The following is a 19,529-nucleotide window of genomic DNA, read 5'->3' as shown; positions in this document are numbered from 1 at the left end:
CAATGTTTCAATCCACGCGCCCGCACGGGGCGCGACGATGGAACGCCCGTCCTCTTCATCACCTCGCCATGTTTCAATCCACGCGCCCGCACGGGGCGCGACAATTTCGGATTTGCGATTCCCGACGGGGCGACAATGTTTCAATCCACGCGCCCGCACGGGGCGCGACGATGCCGACTTACGAGGATCCGGTGCTGCCTTACAATGTTTCAATCCACGCGCCCGCACGGGGCGCGACAACGTCGAGAATGTCACTACCGTCACAACACTAAGAGTTTCAATCCACGCGCCCGCACGGGGCGCGACTCTTACGACTATTCTTCATGACCGGTCTCCTCTTCGTTTCAATCCACGCGCCCGCACGGGGCGCGACACTTTATGGTGATTAAGGACGACGGCGACAATTCGGGTTTCAATCCACGCGCCCGCACGGGGCGCGACGATGCGCCGGTGCGTCTTTCCCAGGGAGAGCTACAGTTTCAATCCACGCGCCCGCACGGGGCGCGACCGGAATATAAAGGAGTCCTGGCGGGATGGAATGCGTTTCAATCCACGCGCCCGCACGGGGCGCGACGTCCACCGGAACTCCATCCTCATCGACGAGCACCCTGTTTCAATCCACGCGCCCGCACGGGGCGCGACGACGATCGGCGCGAAGAGCTGCGTCGAGCTCTCGTTTCAATCCACGCGCCCGCACGGGGCGCGACTTGGACTCGAGCATCTTGTCGATATGCCTTATAGGTTTCAATCCACGCGCCCGCACGGGGCGCGACATCGACTGACGCGTTGGTCAAGGCGTCGATAAGAGGTTTCAATCCACGCGCCCGCACGGGGCGCGACCGCATCCTTGTCAACTTCTTCTTTCTTCCGGATAGTTTCAATCCACGCGCCCGCACGGGGCGCGACGAACAAGATCAAATCCCTGATTATCGAATGTCCGGTTTCAATCCACGCGCCCGCACGGGGCGCGACGGCGAGTGATTGTGAGTGCCTGCGGCTTTACAGGTTTCAATCCACGCGCCCGCACGGGGCGCGACATCCACGATAAGGAGGATAAACTGCGTGAGAAATTGTTTCAATCCACGCGCCCGCACGGGGCGCGACGTTTATCTTTGCCATTGTCCACCTCGGCACGATATGTTTCAATCCACGCGCCCGCACGGGGCGCGACCGAGTTGAACGTCTAAATTGATCTGGAGATATCGTTTCAATCCACGCGCCCGCACGGGGCGCGACTGTACTACCAAAAATATCTCAAATCATCTCTTTTACCCGGAAAATTTGCCCTCCATCGCTTACCTCAAGTTTGTCAAAGAACATTTAATGTCTACACAACGAAAACAAGGGTCTTCATTCATGTACGCTTCGGTTAGCGTTAAACAATAATCGGCTCTTCTACATCCGATAATCCTGTCTTTCCATGATGTTCAACCCGCCTCTTCCAATTCGAACCTAAGAAATAAAATCTCAAGCTATCACTCTTTCCTTCGTACATCGAAAGCAATTGATCTCTGAGACTCTCCCATTGCGCTGGTTCGACATTGCATTCGAAAACTGAGTTCTGAACTCTCATTCCGTAATCGACACATGTCTCAGATATCTTCCGAAGCCGCTTGACTCCCGCAGCTGTCATCGTCGAAACGTCGTAACTTACAAGTACCATCATATGACTGTTATCCTTGTTTTCATCAGAGCAACGGACTGACTAGAATATCCATCTCACAATTCTCTACTTGACATAAAATGGCGGATACTCCTGCATATCGCCTCGGACATATCTCGCCAACAACTGTGCTTGAATGTGCGGCAAAAGTCCAATGGTCATCTTCTCCCCGAGAAACGGATGCGTAATCTCTTCCTGCTTCCTTTTTTGGTATGCGGCAAGCACAGTCTTCCTCGCTTCGTCCGACATTCTCACCTCTCCAGATTCTCGGATCTCAAAATCCTCCTTCGATACTTGTTTCAGATTAATCAGATTCAGCATAATGCGATCTCCGAGATACGCACGGAATTCTTCCATAATGTCGAGAGCCAAACTCGGTCTTCCCGATCTTAACTGATGAAGAAACCCGACCTGCGGATCGAGTCCGGTAGTTTCCAAAGCAGAACGAACGTCATTTACCAGGATTGCATACAGAAACGAGAGCAGTGCGTTCGCGGGATCGAGTGGCGGTCGCTTCGACCGGGAAGTAAATTCAAAATCTTTCACCTTTATCAATGCCGACAAAACTCCAAAATACATCGCAGCACATTCGCCTTCTAAGCCGCGGAGCTCATCAAGAGTTTCTGCCTTCCGGATGCCCTCTAACCTACCGCCCATCGCCGCTGCGACGGATTCCACAGCTTTAGAGGGTTCTTCTTCGGATTCCGGTTCCTCTGAATCTTCCCCGTTTACAGGATCTCCGACAGGCGGACGATTTCTTTGGTGACGGAGTAAAAGATTCCTGTAGTTTGCCACCTTCGCTGCAATGATCGGTCGCGCGACAGATAATGATTGTGGCTCGCTGTCTGACATCGCGTATTGAGCTTTGCGAAGAAGGACGTTTCCTTGCTGAGGTCCGGTTACGCGGGCGAGGAACCTTCCATTCTCCGACAAATAACTGATGCCGACATTGTTCTCCGCGCAGAATGCCATGAGCGGAGGAGAAAGAGACTTGAAGCCGAAGCAAACGATATTCTCAATCGAATGAACGGGTGCCTGAAATACCTTCTTATTGTCAACTTCGACAACGAACGTTTCTCGCTCCTTGTGTACATAGGCATCGTCGGAAGTAATGTAAAGTGTATTTAAGTGCTTTTTCATGGCAGGTATAGCATCTCCATGTAGCGTTTCAGCTTTCTATTGTTCCTTGCCTTCGGCATACAAACCGCCTCCAACGAGCAATTCCGGCACTTTGCCGAGAAATCTGCTGCCGGAGTCCGCTTGTTTGCAATCAGCTCGCGAACGTTTGCAATAACCTCCTCAGTTTGTTTTCGCAAATGCTCATCAATCTCCACCTGCACGCGGCGGCGGATTTTCGCATAGAAGAATGACCCGCGCTTGACTGAAGAGTTCAGCATCTCTTCCAAGCATAGAGCCTGCGCACAGAGCTGAACTTTATCGCTTATGTCGTCTTTGGGTTCGCCAGATTTGAACTCGACGGGCATCGGCTCATCGGCACCATCACTTGCTCTCCGAAACTCCACCACATCGCATCTTCCTGAAATCCCAAGTCTAAACGAATGAATCTTGAGTCCGCGCACCGTCTTTAATGTCCCACGGGATTCGTAGGTATCGGTATCGACTTTCTCGTGTAAGATATCGCCGCGAACGGTGAAGACGTTCTCTTGCCACACATCTTCGACGTGTATCAACGCACATTGTCGCGGACAATAGACATAATGCTGCAGCGCGCTTATCTGAAAGAAGTCATCTTCGGTGTACATAATTGGATTCGGTAGAACAATCACTCTTGATTGTTCCTATTCACCATCAACAACCTCACATTTTAAGCCGGGAAGTTCTTTTTCAATCTCGGATTTTTCAGGAATCGAATAATCGTCAATACTCTTCGGTTCTGTGATGCGCTCCTTGACTCCGATCCTCTTCGAAACAGACCGATGCACTTTAGCAGATGAGTACTGACCATTGTTCGAATTGTGTTTCCACCAATAGACCTTGTGAACTTCCATCGTACCAGAAGGCCGGGCCGAGGACTCATCATTTCTAAAAAGCGTCTTCAACACTTTCTTGATCGCTTCAGCGTCTTCATCACTAAACCCTGTCCCGCGAGGAGGCGCAGCAAGCTGTGGATTCATGCTTCCATAGAAAACATAGACGCCATGGTCAACACGATGCTTCATGCCCATTGTGTCCGATGCTTTCTTCTTCCCTTCTCCTTCACCGCTTACACTCTTCGTAATTTGCGTGCTTGAAACACGATCATTGACAGAAGAAATTGAAAAAGCTGGATGAACAGAGACTGGGCCGCGAATTCCCACAGATACTCCCTCACCTTCTGAGTCGCCTTTATATGCAAATACTTGACCGAATGCTCGCACGTCTAACCATTTCTTGCAAACGGCATCTCGGAATTTCTTCTCGTCCTTCCAATCGTCTTTCTTGAGCTCGCCATCTGCTCTTGCCCGAAGGCTCGGATAATTATCCACTTTGTTATCATCTGATTGGACAAAGATTGAATGCCCCTCCTGCATCAAGCGGTTTCGGATTTTTCTTTTAATACAGACATCGGAAAGCTCGCCAAGCCCATCATAATTTACACGTGGGCGATTTCCATTTAGCGGATCTCCATTAGGGTTTGCATTGTTCACGCTGATAATGACGGCGAAATCGATTTTGTTTTTTAATGCGTCCATTTTAATCATCCCTCTCCTTGTTTAATTATTTCTTGAATTTTCTTCGTTCACTTCTTCTTTTTCTTTGAGCGTTTCTGAGTTATTTCTCAAAAACTCCCGCTGGCATGAATATCCAAGCAGGAATTCTCCATTCAATCGCTTGTCGTTAGTGAAATCATTCGGCTCAAAGAGGTCTTTCACTTCATCAATCATTCTTTGCCGCTTCTTCGATTTTCCGCCAAGCCGTGCCTTGTATGGCGAAAGCGCGAGTTCAATCGTTCTCCACGTGCTAAATGGTCGCTCTGCAAAGCGATTCATCAGGCGAGCAGAGGTAGTCTGCCTATCTTCGTTTGCTTTGTTTAAAGCCCAATTTTCGAGACTATCTGCAATAGCCAAGAGTCGCCCGTATAGATAGTCTCTCGTCTTTCTCTTTGGATCGAGTGCCATAGAATAGTTCTCCTTTTGTTTATCATCGATAAATTTTCTATAGAGAGCACAAGCGATGCTCAGTGTCTTGTTGAATTGCCAATTTTCCAATGCGACTCTATTCGACGCTCGACGCACCGTGGACTCTACGATGTCTCTCGGTATCGGTTGACCATCGATGATGCAAGGAAGAAGGCGTTCAACCGTGGTTTTTTTCAACTTATCATCGACCCTTTCACCATAAGCGGCTTCTGCGATGTCGACAGGTGCTGGTGCGCCGACAAAGGAAAATTGTTTATGCTTCTCCTCGTTATATCCATAGTTGTGAATCCAAGCACACTCACGGTGCCATTTCTCTATTCGCTCCAAATAATCTGAACCCTTCAGTTCGCGATAATAAGTTATAGCCAATCGCCCTTTCGATGCCGAATCCATAGCCATCACCTGTACATCTTTTGTCTCTCCAATTTCAACTTTATACCCGAGTATTTTATTTCGCAATTTTAGAGCAATGTCTTGCGCTGTGTATGCCGTCACCGCTTCATCGCTTGGTAGTTCAGCAAATTCTGGAAAGATATCGAAAGCGCTCTCAGTCGGTTGAAGAATTTTCTGATTGGAAGTTGCCCAGGCTACCACAGTCAACGCAGGTTGTTTTCTTCCACCATCACCTTTTACCCAAAAAACCTTGCCTTGCCTACCAACGAGCCATATCAGTGCATTGTGTGCTTTTTGTGTCACTTCAAGGCTAACACCGCAAGCTTGTGCATCAGTTAAGAAACGTCCTCTGAAAGTGAAGCCACTCGTGTCATTAGAAGAAATGAGTTTAGCACCATCACCTTTTGCTCGTATATATTTAGGATGTTGAGTCGATAACAATGCATCGTTGCCTGTAACGTAACACAGGGGCTTCTTTTCTTTCGTGCTCAAATAATATTGAGTCCAACTGTGCCAGAGAGTATTATCCTTCGAGAGATTTGTTTCGAGTTCTCCTGGAATTTCGACGCGCCAACGGACGAACGCATCGCCCTGGTCGCTGACTACATCGAAAATATCTGATCGGTTCTTATCCTTCTTTCGTTCTTTTTTATGCAAGAATTTCTTATTGCTTCCAAGAAAGAGGATTTTGTGGTTCACTAAGTCATGGATCAATCTTTTCTTCTTGACGTAATTCAAAATCGCTTTCGCCTTTTGGTGACCAAATTTCGATGAACACCAGTCACTCAAAATCTTGACATAGTCACGGTATGGCTCCTCAGGATCTTTTGCGAACCCCGAAGTAACCACCCCGCCATATTTCGTGAAATCACCAGCCACATATTGCAGATTGTCACAAAGTGGATGACATTCGGGTTTTTTCCCTGCCCTGCTCGCTGATTCTTCTGTGCATGGAATTATGGTCGTTGCTTCATGGGGATCGGGAATGACCGATGCTCTCAAGAAGTCGCCATTCCTACCAAGCGTCACCTCAATATTCGCTTGCGCGGTGATGTGACAAATTGGAAGCAATGGTCTTTTTCCCTCTTCACCAGAATAACCTACCATTGAGGAACATGCCTCGTATGTCTCATAAAGCTTTTGTATCCAAGCCATCGCTCAGCTCCTTTCCTCGTAACCTTCTAACAAACCTTCTTCCTCAAAACCAATCGACTGTGGAGGGTGCGCTGTCATCGGTCTAACAAACTTACGGATAGTGCACTTTTCGGGTCTGATGAACTCAATGATTCCATCTTTCATCTTCGGCCGCCAAAAACGGGAATAGTATTCATCCTTTCCCAATTCGTCGGGATAATCAAATCCGTGGAACATCAAGTCGAACGAAAGCTCACCATATTTATCATAGAAGCTTTGTCCTTCTCCGAATTTGCAAACCTCGACATAGCCCTGACATTCTCTCGTGCCAAGAAAGACGTCACGCCGTCCACCGCGTTCTATCATACGTTTGGCGATGAAGTAATGTTTGTTTTCATTTCTATCGTTTGCCATATCCTCACGATGCATGTTCCATTCGAAGTGCGCCTGCACCTGGTATTCGACATCGGCAAGATATGTATAAATAGAAAGGTCGTTCCCACCACTATATTTGATTGGCTTGGCGTTTCGGGTCTGCGTTTTGATCCGATTCATCACTCGCGCTCTGTCAATAATCCAGATGATCGTCGGCTTCCAATAGACCGAACTAATAATCCCTTTCAATGCTTCGTAAGTTGGGATCTGATATGAGCATTTCTCTCCACCGATCTTTGTCAGTGGATCAGTGAAGAGAGCGTATTTGCCATAAACTTTAAATCCGACTTTGTTTTCCATGATTCACCTTCCCACTATGTACGTTTCCATTTCATTTACAATTTGGCTGCTTAAACCGAATTCGCTGCTGTAGTACTGATAATCCAAATAGAAAATTCCTATGCCAGCTTGAGCCTCTTTAATGATTCCATCTTTAGTGAGATTACTAAAAATATTTTCATAAACATTCACAGAAAATCTTTGGGCTCTCTTCAAGAGTTTGTACTCCTTGTCAACTTCAGACGTTGAGCATAGTTCATTTATTATCTGTTTGCCTTCTTCTCCATAAGGGACGATGACTCCCATTGTTGGCGAATCAATTGCTCGGAATGCCTTTGATGCTGTCTGAAATGATTGCCACAACGAAATGGTCAACGGAGTGTCGTGAGTTCGTTGATTTTCCTGAACGGATTTTGGATTGGTCGAAAGCAAATCAAAGAGATTGTCTTCTCTTCCGACTGGCGACTTACTTGGTACTGGATAATTCATTTTGTCTCTGCGGTCAAAGAAATAATATTTATAGTATTGCTCCATTGCCGCCGGCGACAGAATATCATTCTTAAATCGCTCAGGTGATTCTTTAAATTCGCCTAACACTCGTTGGGCGTCTTCAGCAGCAATTCTGATTTCTTCTAGGCGGTTGAGATTCTCGTCTTGTGGATTTATAATGAATACATTTCCGTATTTTGTTCTTAAGCCATGCCTGTTGCAGCGTCCCGCTGACTGTGCGATGGAATCAAGTCCAGCTAAGTATCTAATAACTGATCCAAAGTCTATATCTACACCAGCTTCTATCAATTGGGTGCTGACACAAATCGTCGCCTGATTGTTCTTTAATCGTTCCTTGATATTGTTCAGCACATTCAACCGATGCTCAGGACACATGTCGGTGCTTAAGTGAAAAATGTCTTTTATGTTCGCGCTCTTGAATTGCTGATAGAGATTTTTCGCCGATGTTTTTGTGTTGACGACAATAAGGACGCTGCCGTTCTTTTGAGTCTCTTGTTGCGCGAGACTTATTATTTCGCTTTCGGACCACCCCGCAGCCTTTCGCTGGTCATAAACTTCGACGCGTTTTAAATTTTGAAATAGAGATTCCACATTCTGAATTATTTGCTGGTCTTTTGAAAGTTGAAGGGCTCGTTCTTTAATCTCAATTTTGTCCAATAATGGTTGAGTGGCGGTGCATAGTAAAACGGTTGACCCACATCCCTTAACCAAGAAACGAATGGCAACGTTAAACATATGCACAAACCGAACTGGAAGGGTCTGTACCTCATCGAAGATTATTACGGCGTTTGCAAGCTGGTGCATCCTTCGAGCGCTTCTCGTACCAGACGCGAACAACGCTTCGAGAAACTGAACGCTTGTTGTGAAGACAATCGGTGCATCCCAATTTTCGGAAAGAAGATTCTGTCGGCGCGTTTCTTCGTCTGGAGTCAAGTTGGAATGGTGCTCTAGGACAACCCGATCCAAATACTTCCCATTATCATCTTTCTCTTCCAAAATCTTTCTGACCTCGTCGGCGTTTTGGTCGATGATTGATGTGTATGGAATGATGTATATGATCCGATCCATCTTGTGTAACTCAGCATGGTTCAAAGCAAACCGCAAGCTCGCAAAGGTCTTACCTCCGCCCGTTGGAACAGTTAATTGATATAGCCCTTTCGGTCTCTTGGAGAATTCTAGGCATTCACGGGAAACTGCATCGCGCAAAACGTCAACCCTGTTTTTGTTATCAAACTTCTTGGCGTTAAATCGTTCAATCAATGCCTCCCATGCAACATACTCGCCCTGGTTTCTAATCTTATCATTTCTCGGAAATTCAAAATCAGCGGTACTGAGTCTGTCTGCGTCGATTAGACAACTAAACAGAAATCTCGCTAAAAGGCCGAACTTGAATATCAAACTTTGTTTGGAATCGTTTTCTTCCTTGAGAGACTGCAACTTAGCTGAGAGTTGTTCAATAAGGTTATCCGAAAAGAACTTCTCTACTTTTTCACGCTCAGCATCATCCAAATTCGAATAAGCCTTTTCGCCATGTGTTTTCTCTTCTGGCTTTCTCATCCGCCGTTCGTAGTTGTTTGAGCCATCTGGCGCGAGACAATCGATCATGCCTGAATGGTGGGATGCGATGCACAAAGAGAGGAATTCTCCGACAATTGCTCCTTCTTTTCCCATGGTCGACAACCTTTTGTGTATAACTTGCGCGCCCGCACTGGAGTGATCTACTTTTCCTTTCTGCGCTTTTGCATCAACATATTCATCAGCATCTGGATCAATCTTCCCTTCTGCGGAGAGAATATAGTTTTGGAACTCTTGGCTGGCTTTACCCAAATCGTGAAGCAGTCCAATCAGTTCACCGCATTCCTTCAAGCCAATCTTGTCAGCAAATTGCCCTGCAAGCTTTGACGCTTCTTCAAGGTGTGTCCAAAGATATTGCGGCTCGCCAGTCTTACGAAGATGTGCTATGAATTCCCTTTTCATATTGCCACACCTTTCAACCCAATTGACGTCTTATTTTCCGAATGCGCAAAAAATCTATCACTGCTGGTCATTTTCATCTCCCGCCAGGCGATTCGCTCAGTCGCTTAAAGCGCAGCCGCGACCCTCCACGAAATTTCTCCTCCTGCGGCTCCATTAGATAGACCCTCAGAAGGAATTCGATGCCACGATACGAATTTTCTCCCTGGACAGATTCCACGACTCCCTCAAGTCATTTCCTCACTGACTTTCGAGTGGTTTCCCTGACGTTCTTGCTCGAATATAGCTCCCGTTTCAAACCAAGTCAAAGTTTACTGGCGACCCAAGGTTAAATGGGTTGTCCCCGAACCTCTTCGTCATCGGATCCTCAGAATTCGAGAGCTCGTCTTCAGCCAACCCCTCCGCCGGAGATCGATCGGCTTCCTCAGGATACCGGTCGCCTTACAATCCCCCGTTTCCGTTTGCGGCTTCGCCACAACGTGGCTTCCTCGCCCTAAATATATCCTGCGTTCTTCATGCTTAAATACCCCGTAGGGCCGACAATGAGGTGGTCATGCACGGGTATTCCAATGAACTCGCCCGAGTAAACAAGGTCCTTGGTGATTTGAATATCTTCCTTGCTCGGGTCGAGCTTTCCGCTCGGATGGTTATGCACCACGATGACACTCGCCGCGTCTTCCAGTATCGCGAATTTGAACACGGCTCTCGCGTCGACAAGGCTTGCACTGAGAGTACCTTCGGTGAGGGTCTTTACTCGTTTGACTCTTCCCGAGGTTGAGAGAGCGATCACCCTGAATATTTCGCGTTTCTCTCCGGCGAAATCGCGCGCTACGAACTTGTAAGCTGCCTCCGGATTATTCAGTAGCGGGGCTTCATTTATCGCCGAGCTACCGGTCCTCCTTCCAAGCTCAAACGCCGCGGCAAGAGTGACGGCTTTAACTTTTCCTATTCCCGCCGTACCTGACAGCTCCATCGCGTCACGCATCGAAATCATGTCGAGGGAATTTTCATAACTCATGAAAAGTTCCCTGGCAACATCGAGCGCAGTCTTTGATCGCGACTTTGTCCTCGTTCCGGTTCTCAGAAGAATCGCTATGAGTTCCACGTCTGTGAGTTTTGTTGCCCCCTGCGAGAGAAGTTTTTCGCGCGGCTTCTCGCTTTCTGGCCACTCGCGGAGAGTTTGCCCCTTCTCGCGGACGCCGGCGCCTTCCGCCGGACTGGAGTTCTGCCCTGCTTGTCCCTTCTTCATACCCGACCCCCTTCTTAGTTTGGATTCACTTCACCCAGATCTACTATGTTTCCTTTCTTGAATTGTAAAATGTATAGATAGTGATTGGAATTATCCTTCGCGAACGAGATCATCGAGTGTAAGCCGGGGTATGCTTCGGCCCTGAGCGCGTTGTAGATGTCGGAACGGTTGGTGCCGCCTGATTTTATTGCGCTCAGGATGAGACTCGCGGTGTCAAAACCGTAAGCTACTGTGCGATCCAGCTCCATGTCCGAAATCTGCGAAAGTGAATCGCTTGCTGCCGTAAACGCGGGTGAAACCGTATTGAAGTAAGTGTCGCTGCAGAAAATAATCCCGTCAACATAAAGATCGTTGTTTGAGAGCTGGTTTACGTCGTACCAATCATCCGTCCCGAGGATCTGTGTCTTCACGTTATAGTACGCCAGTTGCGCGCCGATGACACCGATGTCCTTCGAGGACGTAAGCGGAATGAAGACTGCGTCCAACGAACGCAGCGCTTCGAACTGGTCGAGCGTCGTCCTCATCGTTATTGGAATTCCGAGCGAGTCTGCAATGTGCACAGGATTGCTCCCGAGAAGATCGTAAGCATCGAGGGTTCCTTTGGAGTTGGCGACCGAGTCGACGTAGGCGGAGGGAATCCCGAACTCGGCCAGCTTTGCCTGCTGCGGCTTCGTTAGTTTCGTGAAATCCACGTACGGCTCGCCAGCGAGCGCGGCAGCGGTTTTTATCTTTCCAATTTGATCTACCAGATCCGTTGACCCGCTTTCGTATTCGGCCGAGGAGATAACACTTATTCCCTTGGAGTTGAGCCGCGTCGCGAAATAACCTGCGATCGTCTTCCCGTAAGAGTCTGACGGCGCCAGGATTGCGAACCGCTTGAGATGGAGGACATCGACCGCGAAATCGGCTATGGCATCAGCCCTGGTCATGTAGTTAGGATTAGCCTGGAAGACATATGAGCCTTCGGCGGTAAGTCCGACCTGTGTAGCCGTCGGCGTAATTGTCGGAAGACCCGCGCTTCCTGCGAGGCTGACCACCTGTGAAACCTCTCCGCTGAACACCGGCCCGATCACAGCTTTTACGTTAGGGTCTTTAGCGAGAGCCCTCATAGACGATGAAAGTGTCACGATATTCCCCGCGTAATTTCTTACCGTCATTCCAATCTTCGTCTGAGCGGTCTCATTATAGCCGTCGAGCGCAAGCTGGATCCCGAGAAGAAGTTTATCTCCGACCCCGCTGCCGTATTCGAGGGGAAGAAGAACGCCGATTCTTACCTGCGCGTTGTTCCTCAGGCTGTCGTCTACTATCCTCGCGAGCCATCTCGTAATTTCCGTCGTTCCTGTCCCTGGCTGCGGATAGCGCGCGGAAAACTCGTGAAGCATCTTTGCAGCGTCCGAAAGCCTGTCGGAGTCATACGCTCTCCGGGCAAAGGCAAGCGCTACCGTGGACGCGGATAATCTCGTCTTGCATTGCTCGAAAGCGGCTTCCACTTCGTCGAAGCCGATGTTCGTATCGATGAGTGAGCGGAGACTCGCGACGGCGCGATCCCTCACGGTCGGGTCGAACGCAGAGTCGGAAGCGACGATGAAACGCGACGCGGCGGAAGGATATTTTCCCAGCTCGTAGTAATCCGCGCCTAGTAGATACATCATTTCATATCTACGCTCATCAGAGGGGAACCTGACCAGAAATGTGTCTATCGCGGCTGACGACTCCGAATACCTGCGAAGGTTGAAAAGACTTCGTGCCCCATAATAGAACGCTTCTTCCGACCGCTGGTTCAGGGAATCGTCCATCACTTGTTTGAAATACAGGTAGGAGGTCGAGTAATCGCCCTGCTTGAAACTCTGAAGCCCAAGCGTAAAGCTCGTTTCGTCGGTCTGGCTGAACGGTATCTGCGAATGCGCAGATGAGACGAACACGACGGCCACGACGACAAAGGCTAGTCCTGTCTTCACCGCCGGCGTCTTTTCCTCTGGTTCCTCGAAAGGCGGTAAAGCAATTCGCTGTCGTCTTCGGCAACGGTATCAGAGTCTGCCAGCTCGTCGAAAAGGGCTCGCGCTTTTTCCAGCTCGCCGATACTGTTGTACAGGTTTGCGAAAACCTGTTTCAATTCGGGACTTTTTGGGTTGATGCTCTGGGCACGGCTGAGATAATACTCCGCTTCGCTAGTCTTCCCGAGCTCGAGCAAAATTTTTCCACACATGTACCAGCCCGGGAAAAAATCCGGATCGGTATCTATCAGAAGTGTGAACTCCTCGAGCGAGGCATGAAGGTCGCCAAGGACATAATAAGCGGTCGCGAGGTCCAACCGGAACTCCACGGAAGTATCGTTCGCGGCAAGTTCCCGCTTAAGATATTTGATCGCACTAGGGAAATTTTTCTGCCTGAGATATATCCTGCCGAGTATGCCGTTTGCGTCGGGATACTTAGCATCGTTCTTGAGGACCAGTTTCACCTCGGTGGCCGCCTCTTCGAATTGGTCCTGCTCGAGGAAGATCGTCGATAACGCAAGATGCACGCTTGGATTTCGCCATGAACCGAGCATCCTGAGAAGCGGCAGGGCGCGTTCCAACTCACCAAGATTATAGTAAAGGCTTCCGAGTGCATAAACCAGCTTGTAGTCGCCGGGGATCCTCGCGAGACCCTCCGCTAAAAGGCCCTCGGCGGCGGTGTAACTTCGTGTCCCGATATATATTTCGGCGAGCTTAAGGTAAGCGTCGCCATAATCAGGATCGTCGGCGATTATTCTCCGGAGAATCTGTATGGCATGGAGAGGCTTCTCCTCACTGAGAAAGCCGACCGCCTCGTCAAGAAGTATTTTAGCCGATTGAGCCATCAGGCGGATACTTCAAAGCGAAAGGAGATTACGTTCAGGAGATCCAAACACGGAGACACGTGAGACACAGAGGAACACAAGATCGAGGTGACCTGCTGGAGGCATAAACCGGATCGCTGGAATGATTTCGACGGATCAAACCTCGGGTTCGCTGCGAGCTCTCCGTGGGTCCGTGCCTCTGTGGTCACTTTCAGCGGCAGAAACATTCTTCTATTCCCACTCGATCGTGGCGGGAGGCTTGCTGCTGATATCGTATACAACTCTATTCACACCGCGCACTTCATTTATAATCCTGCCTGACACTTTAGCCAGAAGATCATAGGGCACCTGCGCCCAGTCCGCCGTCATCCCGTCCTCGCTCGTGACGGCACGCAGAGCGATCGTGAACTCATAGGTGCGCTCATCTCCCATGACGCCGACGGATTGCACCGGGAGAAGAACCGCGAACGCCTGCCATATCTCCGTGTAGATGCCGTGCTTTCTGATCTCATCTATGAAAATATCGTCTGCCTGACGGAGAATTTCCAGTTTATCGGGAGTGACGTCTCCGAGTATCCTGACAGCCAGACCCGGTCCGGGAAATGGGTGTCGCTCTATGATCTCGTCGGCGATTCCTAGTTCACGGCCGACGTTTCTCACCTCATCCTTGAAGAGAAGGCGGAACGGCTCGATGAGTTTCAGTTTCATCACCTCCGGAAGTCCCCCGACATTGTGGTGCGTCTTGATTTTCGCGGACGGGCCCTTGTGAGACTGCGATTCGATGACGTCCGGGTAGAGCGTTCCCTGCGCCAGGTATGACACACCGCTGATCTCGTGCGCAGCTTTCTCAAAAACCTCGATGAATGTATTGCCGATTATTTTTCTTTTCTTCTCCGGATCGATGACCCCGCTGAGTCTCTTCAGGAATGTTTCCGACGCATCGAGATGGTGAAGATTCATTTCGAAATTCTGTTTGAAATACTCGACCACTTTCCGGCTTTCATCCTTGCGCATTAGTCCGTTGTCGATGTGGACTGCGTGGAGCCGATCACCGACCGCTCTCTGAATGAGGACCGCCGCGACCGCCGAGTCTACGCCGCCGCTGAGGGCGCAGATAACCTTCTCATTCCCGACGGTTTTCCTGATCTCTTCAGTCTTTTCCTCTACGAAGTTCCCCGCCTCCCAATCAGGTGTGCAGCCGCAGACTTTAAACAGGAAGTTCGAAAGAATCTGTTTTCCCTGGGAAGTGTGGACTACTTCTGGATGGAACTGCACGCCATAGATCTTCCTGGATTTTGAGCTGAACGCGGCGACCGGTGAATTGTCCGTATGCGCGATTGGAGTGAACCCGCTCGGAAGCTTTGTAACCCTGTCGGCATGACTCATCCAGACTTTCGTAACATCGCCGACGCCCGCAAGGAGATCTCTCGCGTCATCTACGACCAGCATCGCCTTCCCGAACTCCTGTCTCGCCGACCTGTCGACTTCCCCACCCAGGAGGTGCGCGACAAGCTGGAGGCCGTAACATATGCCGAGTACCGGAATGCCGGAATCAAGCACTTTCTTATCGGGGATCGGCGCGTTATCCTGGAACACGCTCGACGGCCCGCCGGAAAGAATTATTCCTTTCGGGGCGAGCTCGCGGATTTTTTCAACAGGGTAATCAAAATTCTCAACCAGACTCAGGACATTCAGCTCGCGAATCCGTCTCGCGATGAGCTGCGTGTACTGGCCGCCGAAATCGAGAATTAGGATCTTATCCATATAAAATCAAAACTTGCCCCCGCCGCTTTCACGGCTGCCCGCCGTGCAAAAGAGAAATTCCGAAATTCCTCTTCGCGTTCCGACATTTTCAGCATCATCGTGAAAAAGTCCGGAGGAATTCGATGAACCCGTCCATTTCTGCCCGCGTACGTTTTTCGGTCACCGCAACCAGGAGACCGCTCTCGCCCGGCACCAACGAAGAGACCTCGACACCCGCAAGAATTTTCTTCTGTACTCCTGCATCGATGATCTTCTTGGCCGGAACCGGCGTCGACAAAAGAAATTCGTTGAAGAACGGCTTGCGGTACTTCAATCCGAATCCAGGAATCTGCGAGACTCGTTCCGCGAGGTAATGTGCCTTCGCGCCTGACTGTTTCGCAACTTCCTGTATCCCCTGTTTCCCCAGGAGCTCCATATAAACTGTCGAGGCGAGCATCATGAGGCCTTCGTTCGTGCAAATATTCGAGGTGGCTTTCTCGCGCCTGATCTGCTGTTCGCGCGTTTGAAGAGTGAGGACAAATCCTCTTTCGCCCTTCGCGTCAACAGTTACTCCCGCCAATCTCCCGGGGAGCCTTCTTGTGAGCGCTTCCTTCACCGCGAAGATTCCAAGGAAGGGTCCGCCGAAGCTCTGCGGTATACCCAGCGGCTGGCCTTCACCGACGACCACGTCGGCACCGTACTCTCCGGGTGCCTTTAGAAACCCAAGCGATACCGGAGACGCATCGACTATGTACAGTGCGTTCTTCGAATGTGCGATGTCAGCAATTGCAAAGACATCGCTGAGCGTCCCATAAAATGACGGCTGCTGTACCATGATGGCTGCAGTCTTTTCATCTGCAACTTTCTTTATTGAATCGATATCTGCCGCTCCGTCGCGCGCGGCGACTTCCACTATCTCGAATCCCTGTCCGTGCACGTATGTCCTGACCACCTGCATGTAATACGGATGGATGGGATGCGCGGCAACCACCTTCTTCCTTCCCGTGTGTGCAACCGCCATCAGCGCCGCTTCAGCGAGCCCGCTACCGGCGTCATACAAAGATGCGTTCGACACATCCATTCCGGTCAGCCTGCATATCATCGTTTGGTATTCGTAGATCGCCTGCAGTGTCCCCTGGCTGACTTCGGCCTGGTACGGAGTATACGCCGTGTAGAATTCCGACCGGCTCAATATTGCACCGACCGCCGACGGAATGAAATGGTCATAAGCTCCGGCACCAAGAAATGAGACGGCATCCTGCGTATTGACATTCTTCGCGGCAAGCGACGCGAGATGCCTCGTCACTTCAAGCTCGCTCATCGCTTCGGGTATCTTGAGATCGCCCTTGAGTCTTACTTCCGGCGGAATATCTTTTATTAAATCGTCGAAATCTTTCACGCCGATCGCGCTCAGCATTTCCCGGCGATCGTCATCCGTATTCGGATAATAAGGCATTAGAAATTCTCCGTTGAATTCCAAATACTATCAGGATCTGTTTCGACAACGTCGGACCGATTTCCCGATGACAGATCTCTCTTCACGGATCTGAGGAGTCGTTCGGATTCCGGTACTTGGAAACTGCTTTCTTTTTTCCGCATCAGTGGCCGACCATCTCCTGGTACTTCACCGGGTCCAGGAGATTGTTCAGCTCGCTCTTGTTCGCGATCTTCACCTTCACCATCCAGCCGCCCTTATACGGATCCTTGTTGACCACTTCAGGTGAGTCCTTGAGCCCCTCGTTCACTGCGATAATCTCTCCGCTTACGGGTGCGTAAAGATCCGAAACTGTCTTCACCGCTTCGATTGTTCCGAATTGCTTTCCTTGCTCAAGTTTGGTTCCTACGGCAGGAACTTCGACGTACACGACGTCTCCGAGTTCGCCCTGCGCGTAATCAGTTATCCCAACCACACCGGTCTCGCCTTCGACGCGGATCCACTCGTGGTCTTTCGTATACTTCAGGTTTGAGGGAAACTCCATATAAATCTCCTGTTAAATATCTGAACAATCGTCAAAATAAAATTCTAAATACAAAATTCGAAATACGGGACAAACTCGAAAAAAAATCTCAAAACCCGAGGGTTTGATACTTTGGATTTATGTCATTCACATTTCTTTAGAGTTTAGAGATTAGGATTCGGGATTTCAGCTGCCTTGTGTCCCACTTTAGTCCGCAAAATTGAATGAGTCCAGGAAGTGAGTATCGAATTCGCCTTTTCTGAATCGCTCGTCTTTCATGACTTTCATATGAAACGGAATCGTCGTGGCAACGCCTTCGACGATAAATTCTTCGAGAGCACGGTACATCCGGTCGATCGCTTCGTTCCTGTTTGAGCCGAACGTGATCAGTTTTCCCACCAGCGAATCGTAATACGGTGGAATCTTATAACCGACGTATGCGTGAGAATCGATGCGGACGCCGTAACCTCCGGGCGTGTGGAAACCAGTAATCGTTCCCGGGTTGGGCCGAAAATCTTTGTAGGGATCTTCGGCGTTTATCCTGCATTCGATTGCATGGCCTGTTTGTTTCAGCTTCTTCTTCCCGACCTTCGCGCCCGCCGCAATATTGATCTGTTCTCTCACGAGGTCCATGCCCGTAACCTGTTCCGTGACGGGGTGCTCGACCTGAATCCTCGTGTTCATTTCCATGAAATAAAAATTCCTGTACTTGTCGACGAGGAACTCGATCGTTCCCGCCCCTTCGTACTTCACGCTTTTTGCGCCTTTGATGGCGGCAGCGCCCATCTTTTCACGCAGCTCGGAGTCCATCATCGGAGAAGGCGATTCCTCGATTAGTTTTTGATGCCTCCGCTGTATCGAACATTCTCGCTCGCCGAGATGAATGACTTCGCCGTGCTGGTCGCCGAAGATCTGGAACTCGATGTGTCGGGGTCCCTCGACATATTTTTCTATATAAACGCTCGGGTTGGCGAATGCGGCTTCGGCTTCTGTCCGCGCCATCTGAAATTGCTTCTCGAACTCGTCGGCGTTCCAGACGAGTCGCATTCCTTTTCCGCCGCCGCCGGCAGTTGCCTTGATTATCACAGGGTACCCGATCCCGTCGGCAATCTCTTTCGCCGATTTCATGTCTTCAATAACGCCGTCACTGCCGGGGACAACGGGCACACCCGCTTTGCGCATCGTGTCCTTGGCAAATGCTTTGTCGCCCATCGCATTGATCATCGCGGGTGATGGGCCTATGAATTTTATGCCGCTGCTCTCGCAAATCTCGGAGAACTTCGCGTTCTCCGCGAGGAATCCGTATCCTGGATGGATTGCATCCGCGTTTGTAATCTCCGCGGCAGAGATGATCCGAGGAATACTTAAGTAGCTCTCACGCCCCGGCGGCGGACCGATGCAAACTGCTTCGTCGGCGAACCGCACATGAAGCGAATCACGGTCGGCCTCCGAGTAAACGGCCACCGTCTCGATCCCCATCTCCTTGCAGGTCCTGATGATCCGGAGAGCTATCTCGCCTCTATTTGCGATCAGTATCTTCTTGAACACTCAAATCCTTCTCTAATAAAATTCTAGATACTAAGCACTAAATCGTAAACAAATTCCAAAATCGAAATTCAAACGTATCTAACTCCTGGTTTTGATATTCGGACTTCATAATTGTTAAGGGTTTGGATTTCGTATTTCGAATTTGCTCCAAGTTCCTGCAACTCTCCCAATACTCACCTAGGCCGGTTCGACCAGGAAGAGTGGCTGGTTGTACTCGACCGCCTGCCCGTTCTCCACGAGAATCTGAACGACTTTACCTGAAACTTCGGATTCGATTTCGTTCATGAGTTTCATCGCCTCGATTATACAGAGGACCGAACCCTTCTGAATGTCCGAACCTGCTTCCACATATGGGTCGGCATTTGGCGCAGGTGCGCGGTAAAAAGTGCCAACGATCGGTGAGCGGACCTCGTGGTACTTCTTTTCCGGAGCTTGTGGTGCCGTGGTGGGAGACGATGCATCCTGAGGTGCCGGATCGGATCCGGGCGGAGGCGCCTGTGGAGGCGGAGGTGCCTGCTGGTAAGGCATCGCGGCAGGATAATAGAAGGGGATCGCGCTTGAATTATGGTGAGCTTTGCTTACCCTTACCTTCTTGCCATCCTCCTCGATCTCAATCTCGTCTATCCCGCTCTCGTCCAGAAGTTTTATGAGCTTCTTGATGTAGCTAATGTCCATGTCGTCTCCG

The 19,529-nt window shown here is 49.8% G+C and carries 15 protein-coding genes and 1 CRISPR repeat array; all 15 genes read right to left on the bottom strand.

Annotated elements, in window-relative coordinates; translation table 11 throughout:
* Nucleotides 1-4: 4 nt before the first annotated feature.
* A CRISPR array of direct repeats spans nucleotides 5-1,236; the repeat unit is 32 nt; unit sequence GTTTCAATCCACGCGCCCGCACGGGGCGCGAC.
* Nucleotides 1,237-1,375: 139 nt separating this feature from the next.
* The 15 genes from cas2 to accB all read right to left on the bottom strand — a co-directional run bounded on the left by cas2 (nucleotide 1,376) and on the right by accB (nucleotide 19,519).
* Nucleotides 1,376-1,666, bottom strand: a complete 291-nt coding sequence (cas2, locus tag VIS48_09895; GenBank protein ID HEY9166459.1) for a CRISPR-associated endonuclease Cas2 — start codon at nucleotides 1,664-1,666, stop codon at nucleotides 1,376-1,378.
* A 63-nt stretch (nucleotides 1,667-1,729) separates the two neighbouring features.
* The gene (gene cas1c, locus VIS48_09890; protein HEY9166458.1) at nucleotides 1,730-2,803 is read right to left on the bottom strand and encodes a type I-C CRISPR-associated endonuclease Cas1c; all 1,074 of its coding nucleotides are present in this window, start codon (nucleotides 2,801-2,803) and stop codon (nucleotides 1,730-1,732) included.
* Entirely contained in the window at nucleotides 2,800-3,450 is a 651-nt protein-coding gene (cas4, locus tag VIS48_09885) for a CRISPR-associated protein Cas4 (GenBank protein ID HEY9166457.1), read from the bottom strand. The genes cas1c and cas4 overlap by 4 nt, the downstream gene beginning before the upstream one ends.
* A 12-nt stretch (nucleotides 3,451-3,462) precedes the next feature.
* Nucleotides 3,463-4,356: a type I-C CRISPR-associated protein Cas7/Csd2 gene (cas7c, locus tag VIS48_09880; protein HEY9166456.1), complete on the bottom strand. Its 894-nt coding sequence runs from the start codon at nucleotides 4,354-4,356 to the stop codon at nucleotides 3,463-3,465.
* 21 nt (nucleotides 4,357-4,377) lie between these two features.
* Nucleotides 4,378-6,351: a type I-C CRISPR-associated protein Cas8c/Csd1 gene (gene cas8c, locus VIS48_09875; GenBank protein HEY9166455.1), complete on the bottom strand. Its 1,974-nt coding sequence runs from the start codon at nucleotides 6,349-6,351 to the stop codon at nucleotides 4,378-4,380.
* 3 nt (nucleotides 6,352-6,354) lie between these two features.
* Entirely contained in the window at nucleotides 6,355-7,065 is a 711-nt protein-coding gene (cas5c, locus tag VIS48_09870; GenBank protein HEY9166454.1) for a type I-C CRISPR-associated protein Cas5c, read from the bottom strand.
* Between the two features lie 3 nt (nucleotides 7,066-7,068).
* Nucleotides 7,069-9,531, bottom strand: a complete 2,463-nt coding sequence (cas3, locus tag VIS48_09865) for a CRISPR-associated helicase Cas3' (GenBank protein HEY9166453.1) — start codon at nucleotides 9,529-9,531, stop codon at nucleotides 7,069-7,071.
* Between the two features lie 490 nt (nucleotides 9,532-10,021).
* On the bottom strand, nucleotides 10,022-10,777 hold the full coding sequence (gene radC / locus VIS48_09860; protein HEY9166452.1) for a DNA repair protein RadC: 756 nt from the start codon (nucleotides 10,775-10,777) through the stop codon (nucleotides 10,022-10,024).
* Nucleotides 10,778-10,791: 14 nt separating this feature from the next.
* Nucleotides 10,792-12,735, bottom strand: coding sequence for a penicillin-binding protein activator (locus tag VIS48_09855; protein HEY9166451.1), 1,944 nt, complete (start codon nucleotides 12,733-12,735; stop codon nucleotides 10,792-10,794).
* Nucleotides 12,732-13,616, bottom strand: coding sequence for a tetratricopeptide repeat protein (locus VIS48_09850; GenBank protein HEY9166450.1), 885 nt, complete (start codon nucleotides 13,614-13,616; stop codon nucleotides 12,732-12,734). Before VIS48_09850 ends, VIS48_09855 begins: the two co-directional genes overlap by 4 nt.
* A 210-nt stretch (nucleotides 13,617-13,826) precedes the next feature.
* Nucleotides 13,827-15,359 carry a glutamine-hydrolyzing GMP synthase gene (guaA, locus tag VIS48_09845; protein HEY9166449.1) on the bottom strand — a complete coding sequence of 511 codons (1,533 nt, stop codon included), beginning with the start codon at nucleotides 15,357-15,359 and terminating at the stop codon, nucleotides 13,827-13,829.
* A gap of 94 nt (nucleotides 15,360-15,453) precedes the next feature.
* The gene (gene gcvPA, locus VIS48_09840) at nucleotides 15,454-16,794 is read right to left on the bottom strand and encodes an aminomethyl-transferring glycine dehydrogenase subunit GcvPA (GenBank protein HEY9166448.1); all 1,341 of its coding nucleotides are present in this window, start codon (nucleotides 16,792-16,794) and stop codon (nucleotides 15,454-15,456) included.
* 142 nt (nucleotides 16,795-16,936) lie between these two features.
* Nucleotides 16,937-17,317 carry a glycine cleavage system protein GcvH gene (gene gcvH / locus VIS48_09835; protein HEY9166447.1) on the bottom strand — a complete coding sequence of 127 codons (381 nt, stop codon included), beginning with the start codon at nucleotides 17,315-17,317 and terminating at the stop codon, nucleotides 16,937-16,939.
* A gap of 186 nt (nucleotides 17,318-17,503) precedes the next feature.
* Entirely contained in the window at nucleotides 17,504-18,844 is a 1,341-nt protein-coding gene (gene accC, locus VIS48_09830) for an acetyl-CoA carboxylase biotin carboxylase subunit (protein ID HEY9166446.1), read from the bottom strand.
* 177 nt (nucleotides 18,845-19,021) lie between these two features.
* Nucleotides 19,022-19,519 (bottom strand): acetyl-CoA carboxylase biotin carboxyl carrier protein, encoded by a 498-nt coding sequence (gene accB, locus VIS48_09825; protein HEY9166445.1) that lies wholly within the window; start codon nucleotides 19,517-19,519, stop codon nucleotides 19,022-19,024.
* Nucleotides 19,520-19,529: the final 10 nt, after the last annotated feature.

The organism is Candidatus Kryptoniota bacterium, from assembly GCA_036567965.1.
Classification (GTDB): domain Bacteria; phylum Bacteroidota; class Ignavibacteria; order Kryptoniales; family JAKASW01; genus JAKASW01.
Note: the sequence above shows the minus strand (reverse complement) of the source record. Positions and strands in the feature narration are given on the sequence as shown.